The organism is Kaistia nematophila, assembly GCF_026343855.1.
GTDB lineage: Bacteria > Pseudomonadota > Alphaproteobacteria > Rhizobiales > Kaistiaceae > Kaistia > Kaistia nematophila.
In genome coordinates this window covers 78913-101032 of sequence record NZ_JAPKNK010000003.1, presented here as the reverse complement: position 1 = coordinate 101032, position 22120 = coordinate 78913, and the positions used below count along the sequence as shown (strand labels likewise).

The following is a 22120-nucleotide window of genomic DNA, read 5'->3' as shown; positions in this document are numbered from 1 at the left end:
GGAGGCTCGGAGGCGCGCGATCAGCCGCGCGCGACGGCGTCGCGGATTGCCCGGATGTTGCCGGCGACAGCGGCGCTGCCGCCCTTGAAGACGGAGGAGCCCGCGACGAGCACGTCGGCGCCCGCCTTGACCAGGGCCGGAGCGGTATCCGGCGCGACGCCGCCATCGACCTCGATATGGATGGGGCGGTCGCCGATCATCGCCTTGACGCGGGCGACCTTGTCGATCGACTCCGGGATGAAGGTCTGGCCACCGAAGCCCGGATTGACGCTCATCACCAGCACGAGGTCGATCATGTCGAGCACATAGGCGATGGCGCTCTCGGGCGTCGAGGGATTGAGCGCGACTCCGGCCTTCTTGCCAAGATGGCGGATGGTCTGCAGCGACCGGTGCAGGTGCGGGCCGGCTTCGGCATGCACGGTGATGAGATCGGCGCCCGCTTCCGCGAATTCCGCGAGGAACGGGTCGGCCGGCGTGATCATCAGGTGGACGTCGAACACGGCCTTGGTCAGCGGCCGAAGCGCCCGCACGACCGGCGGGCCGAAGGTGATGTTGGGGACGAAGTGGCCATCCATGATGTCGAGATGGACCCAGTCCGCGCCGCCCGTCTCGATGGCGCGTACTTCCTCTCCGAGACGGGAAAAGTCCGAAGCGAGGATGGACGGCGAGATCAGCAGAGGCGAGGCCATGATAGCAAGCTTTCAGCTTCGAGGGGCGTTGAGGGCGGGTCCGGACGGTCCGTTTCGGCCGTAACACGGCAATCGCGCCCCGGCAATTGCCCGCCCGGCTCCGGACAGGCAAACTCACGCCAGCGAAGGAAAGGACGAAAGCGATTCCCGGCGACAAGGCGATGGAACGGTTCGATGCGATCGTGCTCGGCGCAGGCATTGTCGGCGTCTCGGCCGCGCTCAACCTGCAGAAGCGCAACCGCACTGTCGCCCTGATCGACAGGCGCGATCCTGGCGAGGCGACGTCCTATGGCAATGCCGGCGTCATCGAGCGTGAGGGCTTCTATCCGATCGTCTTTCCGCGCCAGTTCGGCGCGCTGTGGAAGTATGGCCGCAACGAGGAAACCGCGCTCCACTACAACAGGCGCTTCCTGCCGAAGATTGCGCCCTGGCTGCTGAAGCTTCGCGCCGAATCGGCGCCGCGCGCCATCGATGCCTATGCCGAGGCGATGAACCCGATCCTCGCCCATGCCGCGAGCGAGCATGGCGTTCTGGCCGGCAAGGGCAGGGCGGTCGAGTTCTTCCGCGGCACCGGCTGGATCAAGGGCTATCGCAGCATCGCCGGCTTCGAGGCCGACACCAAGGCGCATCTCGCCCTCGCGAAGCGCTTCGGCGTGCGTTACGAGATCCTGGACAATCACGAGATTACCGATCTCGAGCCTGACCTCGCGCCGGTGTTCGCCCGCGCCGTGTTCTGGCCGGATACGGTCTCGGTGGCGAGCCCCGGCGGCGTTACCAAGGCCTATGCGCGGCTGTTCGAGGCGATGGGCGGCACCTTCGCGCATGGCGACGCGCTGTCGCTGCGGCGCGAGAACGATCTCTGGGTCGTCGACATGGGCGAGCGCAAGGCGGCGGCGCCGGATGTCGTCGTCGCGCTCGGCCCGTGGGCGATGGATGTGCTGAAGCCGCTCGGCTACCGCTATCCGCTTGCCGTCAAGCGCGGCTATCACCTGCATTTCAAGCCGCGCGGCGACGCCGTGCTGGAGCGCCCGGTCGTCGATGTCGCGCATGGCTACGCGCTGACGCCGATGCGGCAGGGCTACCGGATCACCTCGGGAATCGAGTTCGACGACCGCGACGCGCCGCCGACGCCGGTGCAGATCGAGAAGATCCTGCCGCAGGTCCGGGCGCTGTTCCCGCTCGGCGAACCGATCGAGGCGGAGCCGTGGATGGGGGCGCGGCCCTGCTTGCCGGATTCGATGCCGATCGTCGGCCCGGCGCCGCGCCATCCCGGCCTCTGGCTCGATTTCGGCCACGGCCATCTCGGCTTCACGCTCGGCCCGGCCACCGGCCGGCTGCTCGCCGAACTGATCACCCGCGAGATGCCCTTCGTCGACCCGGCCCCGTTCAGCCCGACGCGTTTCCGCTAGGGCGTCGTCTCGGGGACGAGCAGACCGTCCTGCCAGCGATAGACGGCGAAGCCGGGGATCTGGGCGTCGCCCTTGCCGTCGAAGGCGATCGCGCCGAGCACCGTCGGCGTGGTGGCGCCGGCGATCGTCGCGGCGAGACCCTCGCCATCGGCCGATCCGCCCGTCCGCCTCGCCTCGGCCCAGAGCTGCACGGCGGCATAGGCGGGCAGCACGTAGCCCTGCGGTTCGACGCCTGCGGTGCGAAGCGCGGCGCTGACGTCCTGCGCGGAGGGCGCCTGACGCCAGTCGGTGAAGAAGGTCAGGAGCGTGCCGTTGGCGGCGTCGCCGGCCGCGCCGGTGAATTCGCTGGTGGCGAGCGAGTCGCCGCCCATGACGGCCGCCTGCGAGCCTCTGGCGCGCAGCGCCTTCAGGATCAGCGCGATGTCGCCGGGATCGCCGCCGATGAAGACCACGTCGATCGCGTCGGCGACAAGGCGGTCGGCGAGAGCGTTGTATTCCTTGGCGCCGGGGTCGAACGTGTCGAGGCGGGCTTCGCGCTTGCCGGCAGCGTTCATGGCGAGCCGCGTCGCCTCGGCCAGCGGCTTGCCATAGGGCGAGCCGTCATTGAGCACGGCGATGCGCTTGCCGCCAAAGCGCTCGGCCAGGAAGGTTCCGGCGGCTGGCGCCTGCGCGTCGTCGCGGGCGGCGAGGCGGAAGAGCGTCGGCCCGCCGCGCTCGTCGGTGTAGCGGTTGGCGGTGACCGCCGGCGTGATCGCGAGGAGCTTGTTGGCGGCATAGACGGCGCCGGCGGCGATTGCCGTCTCGGCGCAGACATGGCCGACCACGAGCTGGTCGCCACGGCCGACGGCGCGGTTGGCGGCGGCGACGGCGGCGTCGGCCTTGCAGGCGTCATCCTCGATGTCGACGCTGATCCGTTCACCATGGATGCCGCCGCGCGCATTGAGCGCGTCGACCGCCGTCTCGACTCCGGATCGGATCTGCTTGCCGAGCGCCTGGTAGGGGCCGGTCATCGGCCCGACCGCCAGGATGCGGATGTCGGCGATGGCCGGGCCGGCCGCCACGACGGCGAAAAGGACGAGAGAGCAGGCAAGACGGGCGGGCAGGCGGTCGGACAGGCAGTTGGCGCGGAACATCGGTCGTCCTTTTCGGGGCATGGGGCGATCATGCCCGGCGGCGGACCAAAAGAAAACGCCCGCGTCGGGAGACGCGGGCGCTTCGCATTCAGGCGGCGCGATCAGAGCTGCTTGTAGTCCAGCTTGCCGTCGGCATCCTTGACCCAGGAGTAGACGACGTAGTCGGCGGTGGTGCGGTCGCCCTTCTTGTCGAAGGAGAGCGGGCCGAGAACCGTCTTCCACGGGCCGCCCGTCTTCACCACTTCCGCGACCTTCTGCGGGTCGGTCGTGCCGGCCTTCTCGATCGCCTGGGCGATGATCTGGACGGCTGCGTAGGAGTAGAGCGTGTAGGCTTCCGGCTCGAAGCCCGAAGCGCGGAAGCGGTCGACCACTTCCTTGGCGTCGGGGTTCAGGCGCGGATCGGGACCGAAGGTCATCAGCGTGCCGTCGGCGGCCGGGCCGGCGATCGCAGCGAATTCGCGGTCGGTGATGCCGTCGCCGGAGAAGAGCACGGCCTTCAGGCCCTGCTCGGCAGCCTGGCGCACGATGAGGCCGGCTTCCTGGTGCAGGCCGCCGTAATAGATGACCTCGACGCCGGCCGACTTCATCTTGGAGATGAGGGCCGAGAAGTCCTTGTCGCCGACATTGATGCCTTCATACAGGACCTCGGTGACACCGCCGGCATTGGCGGCCTTCTTGGTCTCGTCGGCAAGGCCCTGACCATACGGGGTCTTGTCGTGGATGATGGCGATCTTCTTGTCCTTCAGGTGGTCGACGATGTATTTGCCGGCCACTGCGCCCTGCTGGTCGTCACGACCGCAGGTGCGGAAGGTGTTCCAGAGATCGCGCTCGGTGAATTTCGGGTTGGTCGAGGCCGGCGAGATCTGGAAGACGCCGTTTTCGGCATAGACTTCCGAGGCCGGGATCGAGACGCCGGAGTTGAAGTGGCCGACGACGTAGGTCACGCCGTCGCCGACGAACTTGTTGGCGACCGAGACGCCCTGCTTCGGATCGGACACGTCGTCGCCGAGCGACAGGACCAGCTTGTTGCCGTTGATGCCGCCGGCGGCGTTGATGTCGGCGACGGCCTGCTCGGTACCCTTCTGGATCTGGGCGCCGAAGGCGGCGTTCGGACCGGTCAGCGGGCCTGCGGCGGCAATCTTGATGTCGTCGGCATGGGCCAGTCCGGCCAGCGTCAAGCCCGCGGCGAACGCCAGGCTCGAGAGGATGCTCTTCTTCATTCAAAGTCTCCCGTTGGATCTGGAAGGTGGGCTTTCGCCCTTTCGGCGGATGACGGGTCGCCTTGATCGGTTATCTTGCCGATTTCATTGAGGCTGTCATCCGGATTCTGGATTCAGTCTTGCATCAACCTTTCGACGTTGTTGGACCTTGGGAACAGGTTCACAAACTCCGCCACGAAAGCGGGCCGGACTTTGCGTAAAGCCAGTAGTATTGCGACACCATCTGATTGGTGCGGGTATAGCGATAGGCGATCGAGCCGACGGCCAGCACGAAGATGGCGTCGACGATCCAGTAATGCAGTGACAGCAGCGTCGCCTGGAACAGCGAGAAATGGATGAAGCGGACGCCGAACGACAGCACCAGCAGGTAGAACAGCAGCATCGGATAGGGCCGCCAGGTCAGGGCGCAGGCGCGCCCCGTCATCCAGGCGCCGGCGCCGCCGAGGATGATGGTGACGAAGATGAAGGTCACCATCGAGGCTTCTTCATAGAGGATGCCCGACATCAGGAATGCTCACTTTCAGCGGAACGGGACTGGAAGCGGGTCAATGCGCACCGCCTTCCAGATAGGCGGCGCGGATCTCCGGCTTCTGCAACAGCTCCTTGCCGGTTCCCGACATGGTGACGACGCCGTTCACGAGCACATAGCCGCGATGGGCGAGTTTCAGCGCGTGATAGGCGTTCTGTTCGACCAGGAAGACGGTGAGGCCCTCCGTCCGGTTCAGTTCGCCGATCACGTCGAAGATCTGCTTGACGATCAGCGGCGCGAGGCCGAGCGACGGCTCGTCGAGCATCAGAAGCTTCGGCCGCGCCATCAGCGCGCGGGCGATCGCCAGCATCTGCTGCTCGCCGCCCGAAAGCGTGCCGCCGCGCTGGCCGATGCGCTCCTTCAGGCGCGGGAACAGCGTGAACATCCGCTCCACGTCCTCGTCGAAATGGGCGAGCTTGTCGAGGGCTGCACCCATCTGCAGGTTTTCGAGGACGGTCATGCGCGGGAAGATGCGGCGTCCTTCCGGCGACTGGGCGATCCGGAGCCGCGCGATCTCGTGCGTCGGCAGTTCGGTGATGTCGCGGCCCTCGAAGAAGATCCTGCCTTCCCGGGCGCGCGGGTTGCCGCAGATCGTCATCATCAGCGTCGACTTGCCGGCGCCGTTCGCGCCGATCAGCGTCACGATCTCGCCCTGGTGGACGTCGACGTCGACGCCCTTCAGCGCGATGATCTTGCCGTAATAGGTCTTGGCGCCCTGCACGGACAGCAGCGGCGCCCCGTTCTGACCGGTCATGTCGCCGCCCCTTCGATGATTTCGTCCAGCTTCTCCTCGACTACCTCGATCTCCTCGTCGTCCACGCCGAGATAGGCGGCGATGACGCGCGGATCGTTGCGCACCTCGGTGGGCGTGCCGTCGGCGATCTTGGTGCCGTATTCGAGCACGATGACGTGGTCGGAGATTTCCATGACCACGGACATGTCGTGCTCGATCAGCAGGATCGAGGTTTTCTCGGTCTCGCGGATGCCGAGCAGCAGGGCGTTCAGTTCGGCCGATTCACGCGGGTTGAGGCCGGCGGCGGGTTCGTCGAGGCAGAGCAGTTCCGGCTCGGTGCACATGGCGCGGGCGATCTCGAGCCGGCGCTGGGCGCCATAGGGGAGGTCGCCGGCCGGGTCATCGGCGCGGAGCGTCAGGCCGGTCTTTTCCAGCCAGTACTTGGCTTTCTCGACCGCTTTCTTCTCGGCGTTGCGGTAGCCCGGCAGGCCGAGCACGCCGAGAATGGTCATGCCGGAAGCGGTCATCAGAGTGTTGTGCTGCGCCACCAGCAGGTTCTCCAAAACGGTCATGCCGGAGAACAGGCGGATGTTCTGGAACGTGCGCGCGACCCTGGCCTTGGCCGAGATCTTGAAGTCGGGCATCCGCTCCAGCAGGAAGGTCGTGCCGGCGGCGTGCTCGAGCCGCAGCATTCCCTGCGTCGGCTTGTAGAAGCCGGTGATGCAGTTGAACACCGTGGTCTTGCCGGCGCCGTTCGGGCCGATCAGCGCGGTGATGTCGCCGCGCCCGACGCTGAAGGAGAGGTCGTTGACCGCGATCAGGCCGCCGAAGCGCATGAAGACATGCTCGACCTTCAGGACCGGGTTCTGTTCCCAGGGCAGCAAGGCCGGGCTGGACATGGAGAGGGCTTCCGACATCAGCCATGGCCCTCCTTCACGAGGGCGCCGGAGATCGACTTCTTCTCCGCCAGGAAGATCGTCGGTTCGCGCGACGACACGAAGCCGCGCGGCTTCCAGATCATGATGCCGACCATGGCGAGGCCGAAGATCAGCATGCGGAACTGGTCGGGGTTGAAGTTGTCGCCGAACACCGTCTTCAGGAAGTCGAGTTCGCGCAGCACCTCGGTGCCGCCGATCATGGCGACGGCGGCGAGCGCCACGCCCACCATCGAGCCCATGCCGCCGAGCACGACGATCGCCACGATGATCGCCGATTCCATGAAGGTGAAGGATTCCGGGCTGACGAAGCCCTGGCGCGCGGCGAAGAAGGAGCCCGCGAAGCCGGCGAACATGGCGCCGAGCGCGAAGGCGGTCAGCTTGGTGTTGGTGGTGTTGATGCCGAGCGAGCGGCAGGCGATTTCGTCCTCGCGCAGCGCTTCCCAGGCGCGCCCGACCGGCAGCTTGCGCAGGCGGATGGTGACGAAGGCGGTCAAGAGCGCCAGCAGCAGGATCAGGTAGTAGAGGAATATCTTGTAATAGGCCGACGAGATCGGCAGGTCGAACATCTTGGCGAAGCCGGTCGGCGAGGCGTCGAACTTGATGCCGAACAGCGTGACCTTCGGGATGGAACTGATGCCCGAGGAACCATTGGTGAGGTCGCGCCAGTTGATCAACACCAGGCGGATGATCTCGCCGAAGGCGAGCGTCACGATGGCGAGATAGTCGCCCCTGAGGCGCAGCACCGGGAAGCCCAGCATAATGCCCCAGAGCGCGGCGAAGATGCCGGCCATCGGCAGCAGGAGCCAGAACGAGAAGCCGAAATGGGTCGACAGCAGCGCGTAGGAATAGGCGCCGACCGCATAGAAGGCGACATAGCCGAGGTCGAGCAGGCCAGCGAGGCCGACGACGATGTTCAGGCCCCATCCGAGCATCACGTAGATCAGGATCTGGATGCCGAAATTGTCGACCCATTTCAGCGAGCCCTGGAAGCCGAGCAGGCTGACGATGATCGCCGGATAGAGGAACAGGAAGACGAGCGAAGCGGGCGCGAACCAGCGCGAAACCGCCTGCCGCAGCGGCGACGGCGTGTCGGAGGCGGGCGCCGCGCGCTCCTTGCGCGCGGCCATTGCCGGCCAGACCAGCGTCAGCAGCAGGAAGCGGCCGACGACGATGACGGCGATGACGGAGGCGAGCAGCCCCCAGCGACCCTGCACCACCAGTTCGTTGCGGATGTTCTGCTCGGTCCTGAGCCCGACCAGCGGCCCGAACAGGCCGAGGGCGATGAGGCCGGACAACAGGGCGTCCTTCACGGCCGCGGAGAAATCCGGGCCATGTTGTTTCGGGGTAGCTTCAGCCATGTCACACCTTCTCGACTTCGGGGCGTCCGAGGAGGCCTTGCGGCATGAAGATCAGCACGATGGCGAGGATCGAGAAGGCGGCCACGTCCTTGTAGTCGATCGAGAAATAGCCGGACCAGAAGGTCTCGATCAGACCGATCAGCAGGCCGCCGATGACGGCGCCGGGCAGCGAACCGATGCCGCCGAGCACGGCAGCGGTGAACGCCTTCACGCCCGGCACGAAGCCGTCCGAGAAGTTGACGACGCCGTAATAGGACAGGAACAGCGTGCCGGCGACGGCGGCGAGCGCAGCGCCCATCACGAAGGTCAGCGAGATGGTGCGGTCGACATTGACGCCGAGCAGCGCCGCCATCTTGCGATCCTGCTCGCAGGCGCGCTGGGCGCGGCCGAGCGAGGTCTTCTGGACGAGATACCAGAAGCCGGCCAGCAGCACGGCCGTGGTCACCCAGATGAGGATCTGCTTGTAAGAGAGCGTGACGGCGAAGTTATTCGAGTTCATCACCTCGATGCCGCCGCTCAGGATCGGCGGGATCGGCTTGTTGCGCGGGCCCTGGGCGACCTGCACGAAGTTGGAGAGGACGATCGACATGCCGATGGCCGAGATCAGCGGCGCCAGGCGGAACGAGCCGCGCAGCGGACGATAGGCGACCCGCTCGATCGCCCAGCTCATCAGGCTGGTCAGCACCATGGCGATCACCATCACGATGATCAGCGCCAATATCATTGACGTCATGCCAAGTACTGTCGTCAGGACCAGCAGGAAGATCAGCGCAATGAACGCCGATGTCATGAATACGTCGCCATGGGCGAAATTGACCATTCCGATGATGCCGAACACCATCGTGTATCCAATCGCAATCAGGCCGTAGATTGACCCAAGCGTGATCCCATTGATCAATTGTTGTAGGAATACGTCCATCTCATGGATCCCCGCATGCAGCTTAGTTCTTTTTGTTCCCGGAGGTCCGTGCCCGTAGGCCAGCCTCTCATTTATCCCTCGATTAGGTACACGAACCGAACAAAACAACAAGCCATACCGAACACTTCGCTGACGCTGGGGTAAGTGATAAGTCGACCTTATAAGTAGGTGGCCCGATTTTTATCCTGCTTCGTAGCGGGCGGCTTGTCGGCGTCGGCCCGACCCGGTACCACCAGAGGTGACGATGCTTCGAGGATTGGGATAGAAACAGGCATGGATACGCTCACGGATCTGGTCGATCCGGCAATGTTCCGCGAGGCGATGAGTCGCCTTGTCGCTCCGGTCCATGTGGTGACGACGACCGGGGCAGGCGGTTCGTGCGGCCTGACGGCCTCGGCCGTGACCTCGGTTTCGGACCGGCCGCCGATCGTGCTGGTCTGCGTCAACCGGAAGAGCCTGACCAATGCCGCCTTCAAGCAGAACGGCATCTTCTGCATCAACACGCTGGAAGGCAGCCAGCAGGGCCTGGCCGAGGCCTTCGCCGGCCGCACCGGCCTTTCCATGCCGGAGCGCTTCGCGCTCGGCTCCTGGGTGACGCTGGCGACCGGCGCGCCGGTGCTCGAATCCGCGCGCGCGAGCTTCGACTGCCGCCTCTCGGAAGTGGTCGAGCAGGGCTCCCATTCGGTGCTGTTCGGTGTCGTCGAGGCGGTGCGCGTCGGCCCGCATGACAGCGCGCTGGTGTATCTCGACCGCACCTATCACCGCGTCTGAGGCGGCAGGCATCCAGCCAGCAAGACCCTCACCGAACCTTCTCCCGCGAGCGGGAGAGGGCTTTTGGGGCGTCCGCTTCGTTCATTCGGTCGGTGTGGCCGAAGCCTGAAGACGAGGCTCGGCGCGCTCCCTCGCCCGCTTGCGGGAGAGGGGCGGTGTGAGGGGCCTCAGATCGTCGGCGTCGTGGCCGGCGCCGGGAGGGGCGCCGTGGCGGGCGCGACCGTCTGGGCCGGCTTGCCGTCTTCGGCGCGCGGGTCGAGGGCGATCGTCTCCGGCGTCGCGTTCTTCAGCGGCGGCATCGACTGGAACGCGTCGCGCGGCACGTCGCGCGGGGCCGGACGCCGCGACATGCGGAAGGCGGTGTAGCCGATCAGCACGACGTGGATCACCGAGAAGAAGGTGAAGAGGCCGGCCGGGCCAAGATGCGTCATGGCGAGCGCGCCGATGATCGGGCCGATCATGGTGCCGAAGCCCGACATCAGCAGCAGGCCGCTCGCGACCTTCACGAAATCGTCCGGCGCGGCATAGTCGTTGGCATGCGCCACGGCGAGGCCGTACATCGGATAGATCATGCCGCCGAACAGCGCGATCATCACGATGATGACGGTTGGCTGGGTCGGGCTGACGAAGGCGATGGCAAGGCTCATCACGATCGCCGCCGCGGCGACGCCGATCAGCACGAGGCGGCGGTCGATCTTGTCGGAGAGCTTGCCGAGCGGCACCTGCGTGATGGCGCCGCCGAGCACGGCCGCGCTCATGAAGAAGGCGATGACGGCCGTCGGCAGACCGATCTTCTGGCCATAGACGGCGCCGAGCGTTCCGAACGCGCCGTTGACGAGGCCGATCAGGAAGCAGCCGACCGCCGACACGGGCGAATTGCGGAACAGGCTGCGCAGGTCGATCTTCGTCGTCTTCAGCGGGCGCGGCGTCTGCGCGGTCGACAGCGCCGAGGGCAGGATCGCCAGGCTGTAGAAGATGGCGCCCAGCACGAAGAAGAAGAAGCCTTCGGCAGGCGCGGTGGCGAGCAGAAGCTGGCCGGCCGTCGATGCGGCGAAATTCACCATCTGGTAGACGGAGAAGATGGTGCCGCGGTTCTCGCGGGTGGCGCGCTCGTTCAGCCAGCTTTCGACGATCATCTGGGCCCCGGCGAAGCAGAAGCCGGAAAAGGCGCGTAGCCCGATCCAGGCCCAGGGCGAGATGATCAGCAGGTTGAGCAGGATGACGACGCCGGCGATCGAGGCCATGACGCCATAGGCGCGGACATGGCCCACCCGGCGCACGATGCGCGGCACGACGATGCAGCCCAGCACGAAGCCGACGGCCCAGCCCGTGCCGATCAGGCCCAGTTCCGTGGTCGAGAACCCTTCGATCGCCCCGCGGATCGGGAGGAGCAGGCCATGGATGCCGCCTGCGATCAGGAGAAGTGCCGACCCGATGAGGAGCGCGGCGACGGGAATGAGCTGGGATGCCATCTGGACCGGGGGCGCCGAATGCGGCCGAATTGAATCGATTGTGGTGCTGCGGCTTTGTCGACCGCTCGCATGTCCAAATGATGGCACTTTGTGGTGAATATTGAGTTTACGGCATGAAAAACTAGCGATCCGCCAGATCTTTACGCGTTTTTCTCATCGAGCGCGGCCCGAAGCGCCAGAAGATCGCGCCAGACCAGCCGCTTCTGCAGCGGTTGCAGAAGCAGATAGGACGGATGAAGGGTTGCCATTGCCCGGATCCGCCGCCGGCCGGTGTCGTAGGGGAACCACTGGCCGCGAATGCGAAGCAGCCCCTCCGTCGTCGGCAGCAACTCCTTGGCCGCCATCGGGCCGAGGCAGATCAGGTAGTCGGGATCGACCAGCTCGATCTGGCGGTCGAGGAACGGGCGGCAGACCGCCGTCTCCTGCGGCGTCGGCGCGCGATTGCCCGGCGGCCGCCACGGCACGATGTTCGCGAGATGCACCTCGGCGCGCGAAAGGCCGATCGCCGCCAGCATGCGGTCGACGAGCGGACCGGCCGCGCCGCTGAAGGGCTCGCCCTGCAGGTCCTCGTCGCGGCCAGGCGGGTCGCCGACCAGAACGACCCGGGCATTCGGATTGCCCTGCGCGAAGACCAGGGATTTCGCCGTCGTCTTCAACGCGCAGCCTTCGAAGCGGCCGAGGGCGTCGCGGAGCGCTTCCAGCGTCGGGGCGCTCGCGGCCGCCTCGCGCGCGGCCAGAACCTCGGCCTCGGGCGTGCGCGCGGTGGCGATCGGCAGCGATGGCTGCGCACGCGGCGCGGCGTCGAAGACGGGCGGCATCGGCCGCGGGGTCGGCTCCGGCGCGATTTCCTCGGCGGCGCGGGCGACCAGCCGGTTGACAGCCTCTTCCTCGATCGCCACGTCGACATCATTGGCGACGTACCAATCCAATAGCGCCGCCAGCGCTTCGGGGGACGGAGGTTGCAACTCGGAAGCCATCATATCGTTCTTGAGTAGGCGCAACGGGCGTCCGTGTCGAGCGTCTAAGTCGCCCCGGTGGCGCTCGCGCACCTTAGCATCATTCAGGGAGATTTCGCCGTTGATCGCACGCCTGCTGGCCGCCGCCCTCATCCTGCTTCCCGCTACGGCGCTGGCGCAGGCGCCATCGACATTTGGCGACTGGCGCGCCGACCGGCCGGGCGGGACGCATCGGGTCGAGCCCGGCGACCTGCCGCCGCCCCATGCGACGGAATCGGTGGCGACCCAGCCCGATACGGTGGCGCGGCCGAAGGGCCGGTTGCCCCGCGTGCCGGCCGGCTTCGTGGCGGAGCTGGTGGCGGAAGGGCTCAGGACTCCGCGTGTCCTGCGCACCGCGCCGAACGGCGACATCTTCCTGGCCGAGAGCGGCGCCGGCCAGGTGCGCGTGCTCGCCGAGGGCGGCGATGCCGCGCCGGCCGTCTTCGCCAAGGGGCTCGACCGTCCCTATGGCATCGCCTTCTATCCCCCCGGTCCCGATCCACGCTTCGTCTATGTCGCCGAGACGGACCAAGTCGTACGGTTCCCCTATGCCGCCGGCGACCGGCAGGCGCTGGGCAAGGCCGAGATCGTCGTTCGCGGCCTGCCCAAGGGCGGCTCGCACTGGACGCGCGACATCGCCTTCTCGCCGGACGGCAAGCAGCTCTTCATCTCGGTCGGCTCGGCCTCGAATGCCGGCGAGCGGATGGGCGAGAAGAGCGCCGAGGCGATCCGGGCCTGGGAAGGCGAGCATGGTCTCGGCGCTGCCTGGGGGGCGGAGGCGGGCAGGGCCGCCGTGCTCGTCGCCGACCCGGACGGTGGCAATCTCCGCACGTTCGCCGCCGGGATCCGCAATTGCTCGGGCCTCGCCATCGCGCCGTCGACGGGCGCCCCCTGGTGCGTCACCAATGAGCGCGACGGGCTCGGCGACAACCTGCCGCCCGACTACGCGACCTCCGTCAAGGCCGGCGCCTTCTACGGCTGGCCCTGGTTCTATATCGGCGCCAACCCGGATCCGCGCCATGACGGCGCCCGCGCCGACCTTAGGGATCGGGTCACGGTGCCCGACGTGCTGCTGCAGCCGCATTCGGCGCCGCTCGGCATCGCCTTCTATGAGGGCGACGCATTCCCGGCCGAATATCGCGGCGATGCCTTCGTCACGCTGCACGGCTCCTGGAACCGTGGCAAGCCGACCGGCTACAAGGTCGTACGTCTACCGATGCAGGACGGTCGGCCGACCGCCGCGTATCAGGACTTCATGACCGGCTTCATCCTCTCCGACCATGAGCTTTGGGGCCGTCCGGTCGGCGTCACGGTCGGCGGGGACGGCGCCCTCTATGTTTCCGAGGATGCGAACGGAACTGTCTGGCGGGTTCGGGCGGCGAAATAATTCGCCGTCATTCGGGCCCGTCGTTCCGTTGCGCGGCCCATGCGGCACCTTCGCGCCGGATCCGCATCATGTTGATGCGCGATGCTCATCAAGTCCTTCGCATCACTATATTTTCGCCATTGCCTGAGGATTGTTGCTCTTCTAAAGAGGACCCAACAATCAGAACCGGATGGGCACGCATGGCTACCTCGGTAGAGCTTCCCGATCGCGAAGCGATGGAATTTGACGTTGTGATCGTGGGCGCGGGTCCTGCCGGGCTCGCGGCAGCCATCCGGTTGAAGCAGCGCGATCCCGATATCTCGGTCGTCGTCGTCGAGAAGGGCTCCGAGGTGGGGGCGCACATCCTGTCCGGCGCCGTGCTGGATCCGATCGCGCTCGACAAGCTGCTGCCGGAATGGCGGCAGGAGGACGACACGCCGCTGAAGACGCCCGTGAGGGAGGACCAGTTCCTGTTTCTCGGGCCGGCCGGCTCGGTGCGGCTGCCGAACATCGTGATGCCGCCGCTGATGTCGAACCACGGCAACTACATCGTCTCGCTCGGCAATGTCTGCCGCTGGATGGCGGCGAAGGCCGAAGCGCTCGGCGTCGAAATCTATCCGGGTTTCGCCGCCGCCGAGCTGCTGTTCGACGAGAATGGCGCGGTGGCGGGCGTCGCCACCGGCGACATGGGCGTCGGCCGCGACGGCGAGCCCGGCCCGAACTACCAGCGCGGCATGGAGCTGCGCGGCAAGTATACGCTGATCGGCGAGGGTGCCCGTGGCTCGCTCGCCAAGCAGCTGATCGGATCCTTCGGCCTGGCGGAGGGCCGCGAGCCGCAGAAATACGGCATCGGTATAAAGGAGCTCTGGCAGGTCGATCCGAAGCTGCACAAGCCCGGCCTGGTGCAGCATTCGTTCGGCTGGCCACTCGGCGGCTCGACCGGCGGCGGCTCGTTCCTCTACCATCTCGAGGACAATCAGGTCGTCGTCGGCTTCGTGGTGCACCTGAACTACGAGAATCCCTATCTGTCGCCGTTCGAGGAATTCCAGCGCTTCAAGACGCACCCGACGATTTCCCCCGTCTTCGCCGGGGGCAAACGCATCTCCTATGGCGCGCGCGCGATCACCGAGGGCGGCTACCAGTCGGTGCCGAAGCTGGTCTTCCCGGGTGGCGCGCTGATCGGCTGCTCGGCCGGCTTCGTCAACGTGCCGCGCATCAAGGGCAGCCACAATGCCATGCTGTCGGGCATGGAGGCGGCAGACAACGTCGCCGACGCGCTGGCGGCCGGCCGCGCGCATGACGAGATCCTCGGCTACGAGCAGAACTGGCGCGCCGGTCCGATCGGTCGCGACCTGAAGCGGGTGCGCAACGTCAAGCCGCTGTGGTCGAAGCTCGGCACCTATCTCGGCATCGCGCTCGGCGGCATCGACATGTGGGCCAACACGCTCGGCTTCACGCTGTTCGGCACGCTGAAGCACGGCAAGCCGGATTTCGCCGCGACCAAGCCGGCGGCATCCTGCAAGAAGATCGAATATCCGAAGCCGGATGGCGTCTTGACGTTCGACCGGCTGTCCTCGGTGTTCCTGTCGAACACCAACCATGAGGAAGACCAGCCGGTGCATCTGAAGGTGCTGGACGCGGCGCTGCAGAAGACGTCCGAGCACGACGTCTATGCCGGCCCGTCGACGCGCTATTGCCCGGCCGGCGTCTATGAATGGGTGGAGGACGGGGACGGCCCGCGCTTCGTGATCAACGCGCAGAACTGCGTCCACTGCAAGACCTGCGACATCAAGGATCCGAACCAGAACATCAACTGGACGACGCCCGAGGGCGCCGGCGGTCCGAACTATCCGAATATGTGAACTGTGATCACGTTCGCGTGATCACAAGTTTATCCGCAGTCCCCGATTCTGTGTCTTCGTGTTCTAGGCGCGATATCCCTGCCGTGTTAGCAGGGGCGTACTGATCACATGGAGACACTCGTAGTGCTATTTGAGAAGATTTCTAAGTTTCAACCCTATACGCTGGGGTTGTTGCGTATCGTTTCTTCGCTGATCTTCATGGCGCACGGAACGCAGAAGATTCTCGGTTTCCCGGCTTCGGATAAAGCCCCGGCGATGTTCAGTCTTTCATGGACGGCCGGTATGCTGGAACTGTTCGGTGGCTTCCTGCTGCTGATCGGCCTGTTCTCGCGTCCGGTTGCCTTCGTGCTGTCGGGCCTGATGGCCTTCGCCTACTGGCTCGCCCACGCCCCGCGCAGCGTCTATCCGGTGCTGAATGGCGGCGACGCCGCCATCCTCTACTGCTTCATCTTCCTGTATCTCGTCTTCGCCGGTCCCGGCCGCTGGAGCGTCGATGCGCTCCTGAAGCGTGAGCGCGCCTGATCAGGCGCGCAGGAAATCGAGCACGACGCGGTTGAACGCCTCGGGCTGCTCGACATTGCAAAGATGGGCGGCGTTCTGGATGACCTCCATCCGGGCGCCGTCGATATCCGCCACCCATTCGCGCGCCTTGGCCGGCTGGACGCTGGCGTCGTGATCGGCGCAGACGACGAGGGTCGGCGACTGGATCAGCTCGAGGTCGTCGCGCAGGTCCATTTCCCCCAGTGCCTCGCAGCAGGCGGCGTAGCCTTCGGCCGGCGTGCCGAGGATCATCTCGCGGATGCGCGCCACCACCTGGGGCGCGCCGGCGCGAAAGCCTTCGCGGAACCAGCGACCGATGACGGAATCGACCAGCGCCGTCAGGCCCTCGTTGCGGGCCGTCTTGGCCCGGCCTTCCCACATGTCGCGCGGCGGCAGATGCGGCGCCGAGGCGCAGATCACCAGTTTGTCGACATAGTCCGGCTTGTTGGCCGCGAGCCAGGCGCCGACCATGCCCCCCTTGGACAGCCCGACGATATGGGCGCTCTCGACCCCGACCGCGTCGAGCACGCTGCGCGCGTCGCGGCCGAGCCGATCGATCGTGTAGGGCGTGTCGGGGACGTCCGAGCCGCCATGGCCGCGGTCGTCGAAGCGGATCACGCGAAAATGTTCGCGGAAGGCAGGGAGCTGGTCGTTCCACATGCCGAGATTCGTGCCGAGCGCATTGGCGAGAAGAAGCGCCGGCTTGCCATTGTCCGGATCGGCCTCGACATTCAGTCGGATGCCGTCGTCCATAGCGATCAGTGGCATAAGATACCCCGTCGAACTTGCCAGCCGGCCGGATCGGCCCGCATGATGGCCACAGGCCCCTGACAAGGGCGTTGCTTGCATCAGCCTAGCGAATGCGAGCGATCCGGCCAAGAGTCTGGTTCATGTCCGCGCCAGGCCGGTAGGTTGTTCCGGGTTGCAGGGAGTTGCGATGTCCGACCGGCCGTTCCCCGCTTCGATCGAGGCCACCGAGGCGCTGCTCGCCGATGGCGGCTATGTCGCCGACCGGGCGCTGGCGACCGTGCTGTTTCTGGCGCTCCGGCTGGGCAGGCCGCTCTTCCTCGAGGGCGAGGCGGGCGTCGGCAAGACGGAAATCGCCAAGGTGCTGGCGGAGCGGCTCGGCCGCCGCCTGATCCGCCTGCAATGCTATGATGGGCTCGACGTCGCCTCGGCCGTCTATGAATGGAACTACGCCGCGCAGATGGTCGAGATCCGCGCCGCCGAGGCGGCTGGCGGCGTCGACCGGGAGCGGCTGGTCGACGACGTCTTTTCCGAGGGCTTCCTGATCCGCCGCCCACTGCTGCAGGCGCTGGAGGCGGGGCCGGGCGGGGCGCCGGTGCTCCTGATCGACGAGCTCGACCGGGCCGACGAGGCGTTCGAGGCCTATCTGCTCGAGGTGCTGGCCGACAGTCAGGTGACCGTGCCGGAACTCGGCACCATCCGCGCCGCCGAGCCGCCGATCGTCGTGGTTACCACCAACCGGACGCGCGAGATCCACGACGCGCTGAAGCGGCGCTGCCTTTACCACTGGGTCGATTATCCCGACAGTGCGCGCGAGCTCAGGATCCTGCGCGCCAAGGTGCCGGGCGCGGGCGAAAGCCTGTCGCGCCAGGTGGTCGCCTTCGTGCAGTCGTTGCGCCGCGAAGGGCTGTTCAAGAGCCCGGGCCTCGCCGAGACGCTCGACTGGGCGGCGGCTCTCTCCGAGCTTGACCAGGTGGCGCTGGAGCCGGGAATGGTCACCGACACGCTGGGGGTCCTGCTCAAATACCAGGACGATATCGCCCGGCTGGACGAAGACCGCGTGCGGGCGCTGGTCGCGGCGGCACGGGAGGAGGCGGCGGCATGACGGCGACGCCCGCCCTTCTTGACGATCGTCCGCCTCCGGGTGGCGGCAGGCTCGACGAGAACATCCTGCAGTTCGGCCGGCTGCTGCGCCGGGCCGGCGTGCCGGTCGGGCCGGCGGCGATCGCCGATGCGCTCCGCGCCGCCGAGATCGTCGGTCCCGCCGCGCGCGACGACTTCTACTGGGCGCTGCACGCCACGCTTCTGAGCCGGCGCGAGCAGCGGCCGGTGTTCGACGAGGCGTTCCGCCAGTTCTGGCGAAGCGGCCGTCTGCGTGCACCGGTCTTCGTCGATCGGCCGCCCGGCCAGGCGTCGCCGGCGCAGGCCGCCGCGGCCGCCCGTGTGACGCAGGCGATGCTCGGCGATCGCGCGCCCGAGGCTCACGATGATCCGGGTCCCGAGCGCGAGCATCTCGCCGTTTCGGCGGAGGAGCGGCTGCAAAAGCGCGACTTCGCCCAGATGAGCGCCGCGGAGCTCGCCGACGCGGAGGCGGCGATCGGCCGGCTGACGCTTGCCGGCGACCGGCAGCCGAAGCGCCGCCTGGTTTCGGCCGCGCGCGGCCGGATCGATCCGCGCCGGACGCTGCGGTTCGCGTTGCGAAATGGCGGCGAGCTGATCCTGCCCGCCTTTCGCCGGCACGCGACCGCGCTGCCGCCCGTCGTCGCGCTCTGCGACATCTCCGGTTCGATGAGCCGCTACAGCCGCATCCTGCTGCATTTCCTGCACGCGCTCGGCGCGACGCGGCGGGTCGACGCCTTCCTGTTCGGCACCCGGCTCACCAACGTCTCGCGCCCGTTGCGGCTGAAGGACCCGGACGCGGCGCTCGCCGCCTGCGCGGCGGCGGTGGAGGACTGGTCGGGCGGCACGAGGATCGCGCCGACGCTTCGCGTCTTCAACCGGCTGTGGTCGCGGCGGGTGCTGGGGCAGGGGGCCATCGTGCTGCTGGTGACCGACGGACTGGAGCGCGACGGCGGCGACGATCTCGCAGCCGAGATGGAGCGGCTGCATCGCGCCAGCCGGCGGCTGATCTGGCTCAATCCGCTGCTGCGCTTCGATGGCTTCGAGGCGAAGGCGCGCGGCATCCGCGCCATGCTCCCCCATGTCGACGAGCTTCGCGCCGTGCATTCGCTGGAGGCGCTGGCCGATCTCGTCCACGCGCTCCACTTCGGGCCGGCGGTCGGTGCCGCCGATCCCCGTCGCTTTCTCGCCGTGGCCTGAGGAGGGTTGATCATGTCCGCTGAACGACCGCTTGGCCTGGGGGACGCCGACGTGCTCGGCACCGCCGAGGCGTGGATCCGGGCCGGCCGCACCGTGGCGCTGGCGACGGTGGTCGAGACCTGGGGCTCGGCGCCGCGCCCCGCGGGCAGCCATCTCGTCATCGACGCCGACGGCCATTTCGAGGGCTCCGTCTCCGGCGGCTGTGTCGAGGGCGCCGTCATCGGCGAGGCGATCGAGGTGATCGCCTCGGGCGAGCCGCGCCTGCTCGAATATGGCGTTGCCGACGAGACGGCCTGGCGTGTCGGCCTCTCCTGCGGCGGCCGCATCCGCATCTATGTCGAGAAGGTGGTGTGAATGGATCGCTTCACGCTGCAAGGGCTGAACGAGGCGCGCGGGCAGAGGCAGGCCGCGATCCTGATCACCAATCTTGCCTCGGGCCTCGTCCGTCTGGTGCGCGAGAACGATCTCGGCCTCGACCTGATGATCGAGCCGGCGCTTGGCGAGATCCTGCCGCAACGTTTTCGCTCCGCCCATTCCGGCCTGGTCCGCACGGCGGAGGGCGACGAGTTCTTCCTGACCGTGCATGTGCCGCCGCCGCGCCTCGTCGTCATCGGCGCGGTGCATATCGCGCAGGCGCTGGCGCCGATGGCCCGCATCGCCGGCTTCGACGTGACGATCATCGATCCGCGCACCGCCTTCGCCACACAGGAGCGCTTCGCCGGCGTCGCGCTGATGCCGCATTGGCCGGAGGAGGCGTTGCGGCGCCTGCCGCTCGACCCGTTCACGGCCGTGGCGGCGCTGACGCACGACCCGAAGATCGACGACATGCCGCTCCAGGCGGCGCTGGCGGCGAACTGCTTCTATGTCGGCGCGCTCGGCAGCCGCAAGACCCATGCGAAGCGCGTCGAAAGGCTGACGGCGGCCGGGCTGGAGGAGGCGGACGTCGCGCGCATCCGCGCGCCTATCGGGCTTGCCATCGGCGCGCAATCCCCGGCGGAGATCGCCGTTTCGGTGCTGGCGGAAATCGTGGACGCGCTGCGCAAGCGCGGCATGGCGGCGTGACGCACGCCGGGCCGGCGATCGCGGCGCTGGTGCTGGCGGCGGGGCAGGGCCGGCGCATGGGCGGGCCGAACAAGCTGCTGGCGGAGATCGGGGGCCGCAGCCTGGTGCGGATCGTCGCCGACGCCGCGCTCGCGAGCCGCGCCGCCTCGGTGACGGTCGTGACCGGCCATCAGCGCGAGGCTGTCGAGCAGGCACTCGCCGGCGCCGGCGTGCGCTTCATCGACAATCCCGACCATGCCGCGGGGTTGTCGACATCGCTGCGGCGGGGCGTCGCCAGCCTCGGGGACGGGCCGGACGGGGTCGTCGTCCTGCTCGCGGACATGCCCGGGATCACGGGCGCCATCCTCGATCGCCTGATCTCCGCGTTCGACCCGGCGGCGCCGGAATGCATCGTCGTGCCGACCCATGGCGGAAGGCGCGGCAATCCCGTGCTCTGGTCGCGCGGGTTCTTTCCGGCGCTGCAGGCGATCGAAGGCGACATGGGCGCCCGCCAGCTGATCGGCGCGCATGCCGGCGCCGTCGTCGAGGTGGAAATCGGTCCCGAAGTGGCGCTCGACATCGACACGCCGGACGCGCTCGACGCGGCGGGCGGGCGCCTGCCCGGATAGGCGCGGGACTGTGTCTCACACTGTGGCAGCACTCAGGCGCCTATGCTGCTAACCTTTTGATATAAATGATGAATCATTGATTTTTCGATTGAAACGACTCGGAGCAGGGGGGAGCATGGGCAAGTCCTCGTGAGGGACTGCCGATGCAAGATGAGGTGCCCATGCCGTCATCCCTGCTGCGCCAGCTTTCGGGTTATGGCCTGACGACTGCCCACATCCTCTACCGCCTGCCGGACCATCCGGCCCTGCTGCAGACCTTCGTCTGGCAGGAATACGACCTCGCCCCGGAATTCCCGGAGCTGACCGGCTTCCTCGACTTCTGGCGGCGCGAGATCGATGGCCCGCTTCATTCGGTGCGCGTGGCCCATCAGAGCCTGATCGGGCCGGCCGAATGCCGGATCGCCACCGAATTCGCGCTGCACTGACGCCGCGGCCGTACCCGCGCAGCCCGCGTCCAGCGATCCCGGCGCGGGTCCCTCAGGGCTTGTCGTAGGGAGGGTTGGGGATCGCCTGGTGGGCGGCGCGCAGCGCGGCCGACCAGCGCTCGCGCAGGCTGGCGAAATACTCGTCGCCGTCATCGACGCGGCGGGAGATCTCGAACCGCAGGTCGTCGCGGCGGATCGCGGCGATGTCGATCGGCATCCCGACTCCGAGATTGGAGCGCAGCGTCGAATCCATAGAGACGAGGCCGAGCTTCAGCGCCTCGTAGAGCGCGGTGTCGCTGGTGACGGCGCGGTCGAGGATTGGCTTGCCGTATTTGTGCTCGCCGATCTGCAGGTAGGGCGTGTCGGTCGTCGCCTCGATGAAATTGCCGGCCGGATAGATCATGAACAGGCGCAGCCGCCCGCCCTTGACCTGGCCGCCGAGCAGCATGGTGACGTCGAAGCTCGCGGCCTGCTGCTCCATCGACTGGCCATGGATGCGATAGACCTCGCGGATGGCCCGGCCGACGAACTGCGCCACCTTGAACATGGAAGGGATGGTATGGATGGTCTCGATCCGCCCGGTTTCCGGATTTTCGAGGCCTTCGGTCAGGATGTTCAGGACGGATTGGCTGACGGCGAGATTGCCGGCGGTCGCGACCGCGATCGCCCGCTCGCCCTCGGTCTGGTAGAGGTGCAGCTTCCGGAACGTCGCGATGTTGTCGAGACCGGCATTCGTGCGCGTATCGGCCAGCATGACCAGTCCGTCGCGCACCAGGATTCCAACGCAATAAGTCATAGACTCTTCGTCCTGCCCGCCCCGGCCGCTCTTTTAGAGCCGCAGAATTGAGGTGCAAGCGAAAATGCGGGCCTCGCGGGGCTTGTCGCACAGCTTGCAGCGGCACCCGGCCCGCGGCGAAGGCCGGCGTCGGTCGCCATCATAGTCCAATCCACGGGTGGCCCGGCTTGTCGAAACCGTGACCGGCCCGCGCGAGGGCGGCGGGGAACGCAAGGGCGGGCATGGCGTT

The 22120-nt window shown here is 67.3% G+C and carries 22 protein-coding genes and 1 pseudogene; 11 read left to right on the top strand and 12 right to left on the bottom strand.

Going from position 1 to position 22120, the window contains the following annotated elements; all coding sequences use genetic code 11:
• Positions 1–20: 20 nt before the first annotated feature.
• Entirely contained in the window at positions 21–689 is a 669-nt protein-coding gene (rpe, locus tag OSH07_RS08995) for a ribulose-phosphate 3-epimerase (protein ID WP_266338302.1), read from the bottom strand.
• Between the two features lie 161 nt (positions 690–850).
• Between rpe and OSH07_RS08990 the strand changes: the two genes are divergently transcribed.
• Positions 851–2098: an NAD(P)/FAD-dependent oxidoreductase gene (locus tag OSH07_RS08990; RefSeq protein WP_266338301.1), complete on the top strand. Its 1248-nt coding sequence runs from the start codon at positions 851–853 to the stop codon at positions 2096–2098.
• On the opposite strand, the gene OSH07_RS08985 is transcribed toward OSH07_RS08990, so the two are convergent.
• The 7 genes and pseudogenes from OSH07_RS08985 to OSH07_RS08955 form a co-directional block, all read right to left on the bottom strand.
• Positions 2095–3231 (bottom strand): branched-chain amino acid ABC transporter substrate-binding protein, encoded by a 1137-nt coding sequence (locus tag OSH07_RS08985; protein WP_266338300.1) that lies wholly within the window; start codon positions 3229–3231, stop codon positions 2095–2097. The genes OSH07_RS08990 and OSH07_RS08985 overlap by 4 nt on opposite strands.
• A 101-nt stretch (positions 3232–3332) precedes the next feature.
• Positions 3333–4451 carry a branched-chain amino acid ABC transporter substrate-binding protein gene (locus OSH07_RS08980; RefSeq protein ID WP_266338299.1) on the bottom strand — a complete coding sequence of 373 codons (1119 nt, stop codon included), beginning with the start codon at positions 4449–4451 and terminating at the stop codon, positions 3333–3335.
• 160 nt (positions 4452–4611) lie between these two features.
• On the bottom strand, positions 4612–4956 hold the full coding sequence (locus tag OSH07_RS08975; RefSeq protein WP_266338298.1) for a DUF6867 family protein: 345 nt from the start codon (positions 4954–4956) through the stop codon (positions 4612–4614).
• Positions 4957–4996: 40 nt separating this feature from the next.
• Positions 4997–5734, bottom strand: a complete 738-nt coding sequence (locus tag OSH07_RS08970; RefSeq protein WP_266338297.1) for an ABC transporter ATP-binding protein — start codon at positions 5732–5734, stop codon at positions 4997–4999.
• Positions 5735–5739: 5 nt separating this feature from the next.
• Positions 5740–6630: pseudogene (locus tag OSH07_RS08965) on the bottom strand (ABC transporter ATP-binding protein); the annotation flags it as partial.
• Complete coding sequence (gene livM, locus OSH07_RS08960; RefSeq protein ID WP_266338295.1) at positions 6630–8009, bottom strand: high-affinity branched-chain amino acid ABC transporter permease LivM; 1380 nt, start codon at positions 8007–8009, stop codon at positions 6630–6632. The gene livM and the pseudogene OSH07_RS08965, both read right to left, overlap by 1 nt.
• 1 nt (position 8010) lies before the next feature.
• Positions 8011–8928 carry a branched-chain amino acid ABC transporter permease gene (locus OSH07_RS08955; RefSeq protein ID WP_266338294.1) on the bottom strand — a complete coding sequence of 306 codons (918 nt, stop codon included), beginning with the start codon at positions 8926–8928 and terminating at the stop codon, positions 8011–8013.
• Between the two features lie 273 nt (positions 8929–9201).
• On the opposite strand from OSH07_RS08955, the gene OSH07_RS08950 reads away from it, so the two are divergent.
• The gene (locus OSH07_RS08950; protein WP_266338293.1) at positions 9202–9699 is read left to right on the top strand and encodes a flavin reductase family protein; all 498 of its coding nucleotides are present in this window, start codon (positions 9202–9204) and stop codon (positions 9697–9699) included.
• 167 nt (positions 9700–9866) lie between these two features.
• On the opposite strand, the gene OSH07_RS08945 is transcribed toward OSH07_RS08950, so the two are convergent.
• Entirely contained in the window at positions 9867–11171 is a 1305-nt protein-coding gene (locus OSH07_RS08945; RefSeq protein ID WP_266338292.1) for an MFS transporter, read from the bottom strand.
• A 140-nt stretch (positions 11172–11311) separates the two neighbouring features.
• The gene (locus tag OSH07_RS08940; RefSeq protein WP_478293585.1) at positions 11312–12280 is read right to left on the bottom strand and encodes a uracil-DNA glycosylase; all 969 of its coding nucleotides are present in this window, start codon (positions 12278–12280) and stop codon (positions 11312–11314) included.
• Here OSH07_RS08940 and OSH07_RS08935 point away from each other — a divergent pair.
• From OSH07_RS08935 to OSH07_RS08925, 3 genes are all read left to right on the top strand, one after another.
• Entirely contained in the window at positions 12249–13553 is a 1305-nt protein-coding gene (locus tag OSH07_RS08935; RefSeq protein WP_266338291.1) for a PQQ-dependent sugar dehydrogenase, read from the top strand. The genes OSH07_RS08940 and OSH07_RS08935 overlap by 32 nt on opposite strands.
• Before the next feature lie 179 nt (positions 13554–13732).
• Complete coding sequence (locus tag OSH07_RS08930; RefSeq protein WP_266338290.1) at positions 13733–15394, top strand: electron transfer flavoprotein-ubiquinone oxidoreductase; 1662 nt, start codon at positions 13733–13735, stop codon at positions 15392–15394.
• 108 nt (positions 15395–15502) lie between these two features.
• Complete coding sequence (locus OSH07_RS08925) at positions 15503–15916, top strand: DoxX family protein (protein ID WP_266338289.1); 414 nt, start codon at positions 15503–15505, stop codon at positions 15914–15916.
• On the opposite strand, the gene pcaD is transcribed toward OSH07_RS08925, so the two are convergent.
• A complete protein-coding gene (pcaD, locus tag OSH07_RS08920) occupies positions 15917–16702 on the bottom strand; it encodes a 3-oxoadipate enol-lactonase (RefSeq protein ID WP_266338288.1) in 786 nt (261 codons plus the stop codon).
• A gap of 169 nt (positions 16703–16871) precedes the next feature.
• On the opposite strand from pcaD, the gene OSH07_RS08915 reads away from it, so the two are divergent.
• The 6 genes from OSH07_RS08915 to OSH07_RS08890 all read left to right on the top strand — a co-directional run bounded on the left by OSH07_RS08915 (position 16872) and on the right by OSH07_RS08890 (position 21095).
• The gene (locus OSH07_RS08915) at positions 16872–17786 is read left to right on the top strand and encodes an AAA family ATPase (protein ID WP_266338287.1); all 915 of its coding nucleotides are present in this window, start codon (positions 16872–16874) and stop codon (positions 17784–17786) included.
• Positions 17783–19000 carry a vWA domain-containing protein gene (locus OSH07_RS08910; RefSeq protein WP_266338286.1) on the top strand — a complete coding sequence of 406 codons (1218 nt, stop codon included), beginning with the start codon at positions 17783–17785 and terminating at the stop codon, positions 18998–19000. Before OSH07_RS08915 ends, OSH07_RS08910 begins: the two co-directional genes overlap by 4 nt.
• Positions 19001–19012: 12 nt before the next feature.
• Positions 19013–19354, top strand: coding sequence for an XdhC family protein (locus tag OSH07_RS08905; RefSeq protein ID WP_266338285.1), 342 nt, complete (start codon positions 19013–19015; stop codon positions 19352–19354).
• Entirely contained in the window at positions 19355–20062 is a 708-nt protein-coding gene (locus tag OSH07_RS08900; protein WP_266338284.1) for an XdhC family protein, read from the top strand.
• Positions 20059–20670 carry a nucleotidyltransferase family protein gene (locus OSH07_RS08895; RefSeq protein ID WP_266338283.1) on the top strand — a complete coding sequence of 204 codons (612 nt, stop codon included), beginning with the start codon at positions 20059–20061 and terminating at the stop codon, positions 20668–20670. The genes OSH07_RS08900 and OSH07_RS08895 overlap by 4 nt, the downstream gene beginning before the upstream one ends.
• Positions 20671–20825: 155 nt before the next feature.
• Entirely contained in the window at positions 20826–21095 is a 270-nt protein-coding gene (locus tag OSH07_RS08890; RefSeq protein WP_266338655.1) for an usg protein, read from the top strand.
• A 52-nt stretch (positions 21096–21147) separates the two neighbouring features.
• Here OSH07_RS08890 and OSH07_RS08885 read toward each other — a convergent pair whose 3' ends face one another.
• Complete coding sequence (locus OSH07_RS08885; protein ID WP_266338282.1) at positions 21148–21891, bottom strand: proteasome-type protease; 744 nt, start codon at positions 21889–21891, stop codon at positions 21148–21150.
• Positions 21892–22120: the final 229 nt, after the last annotated feature.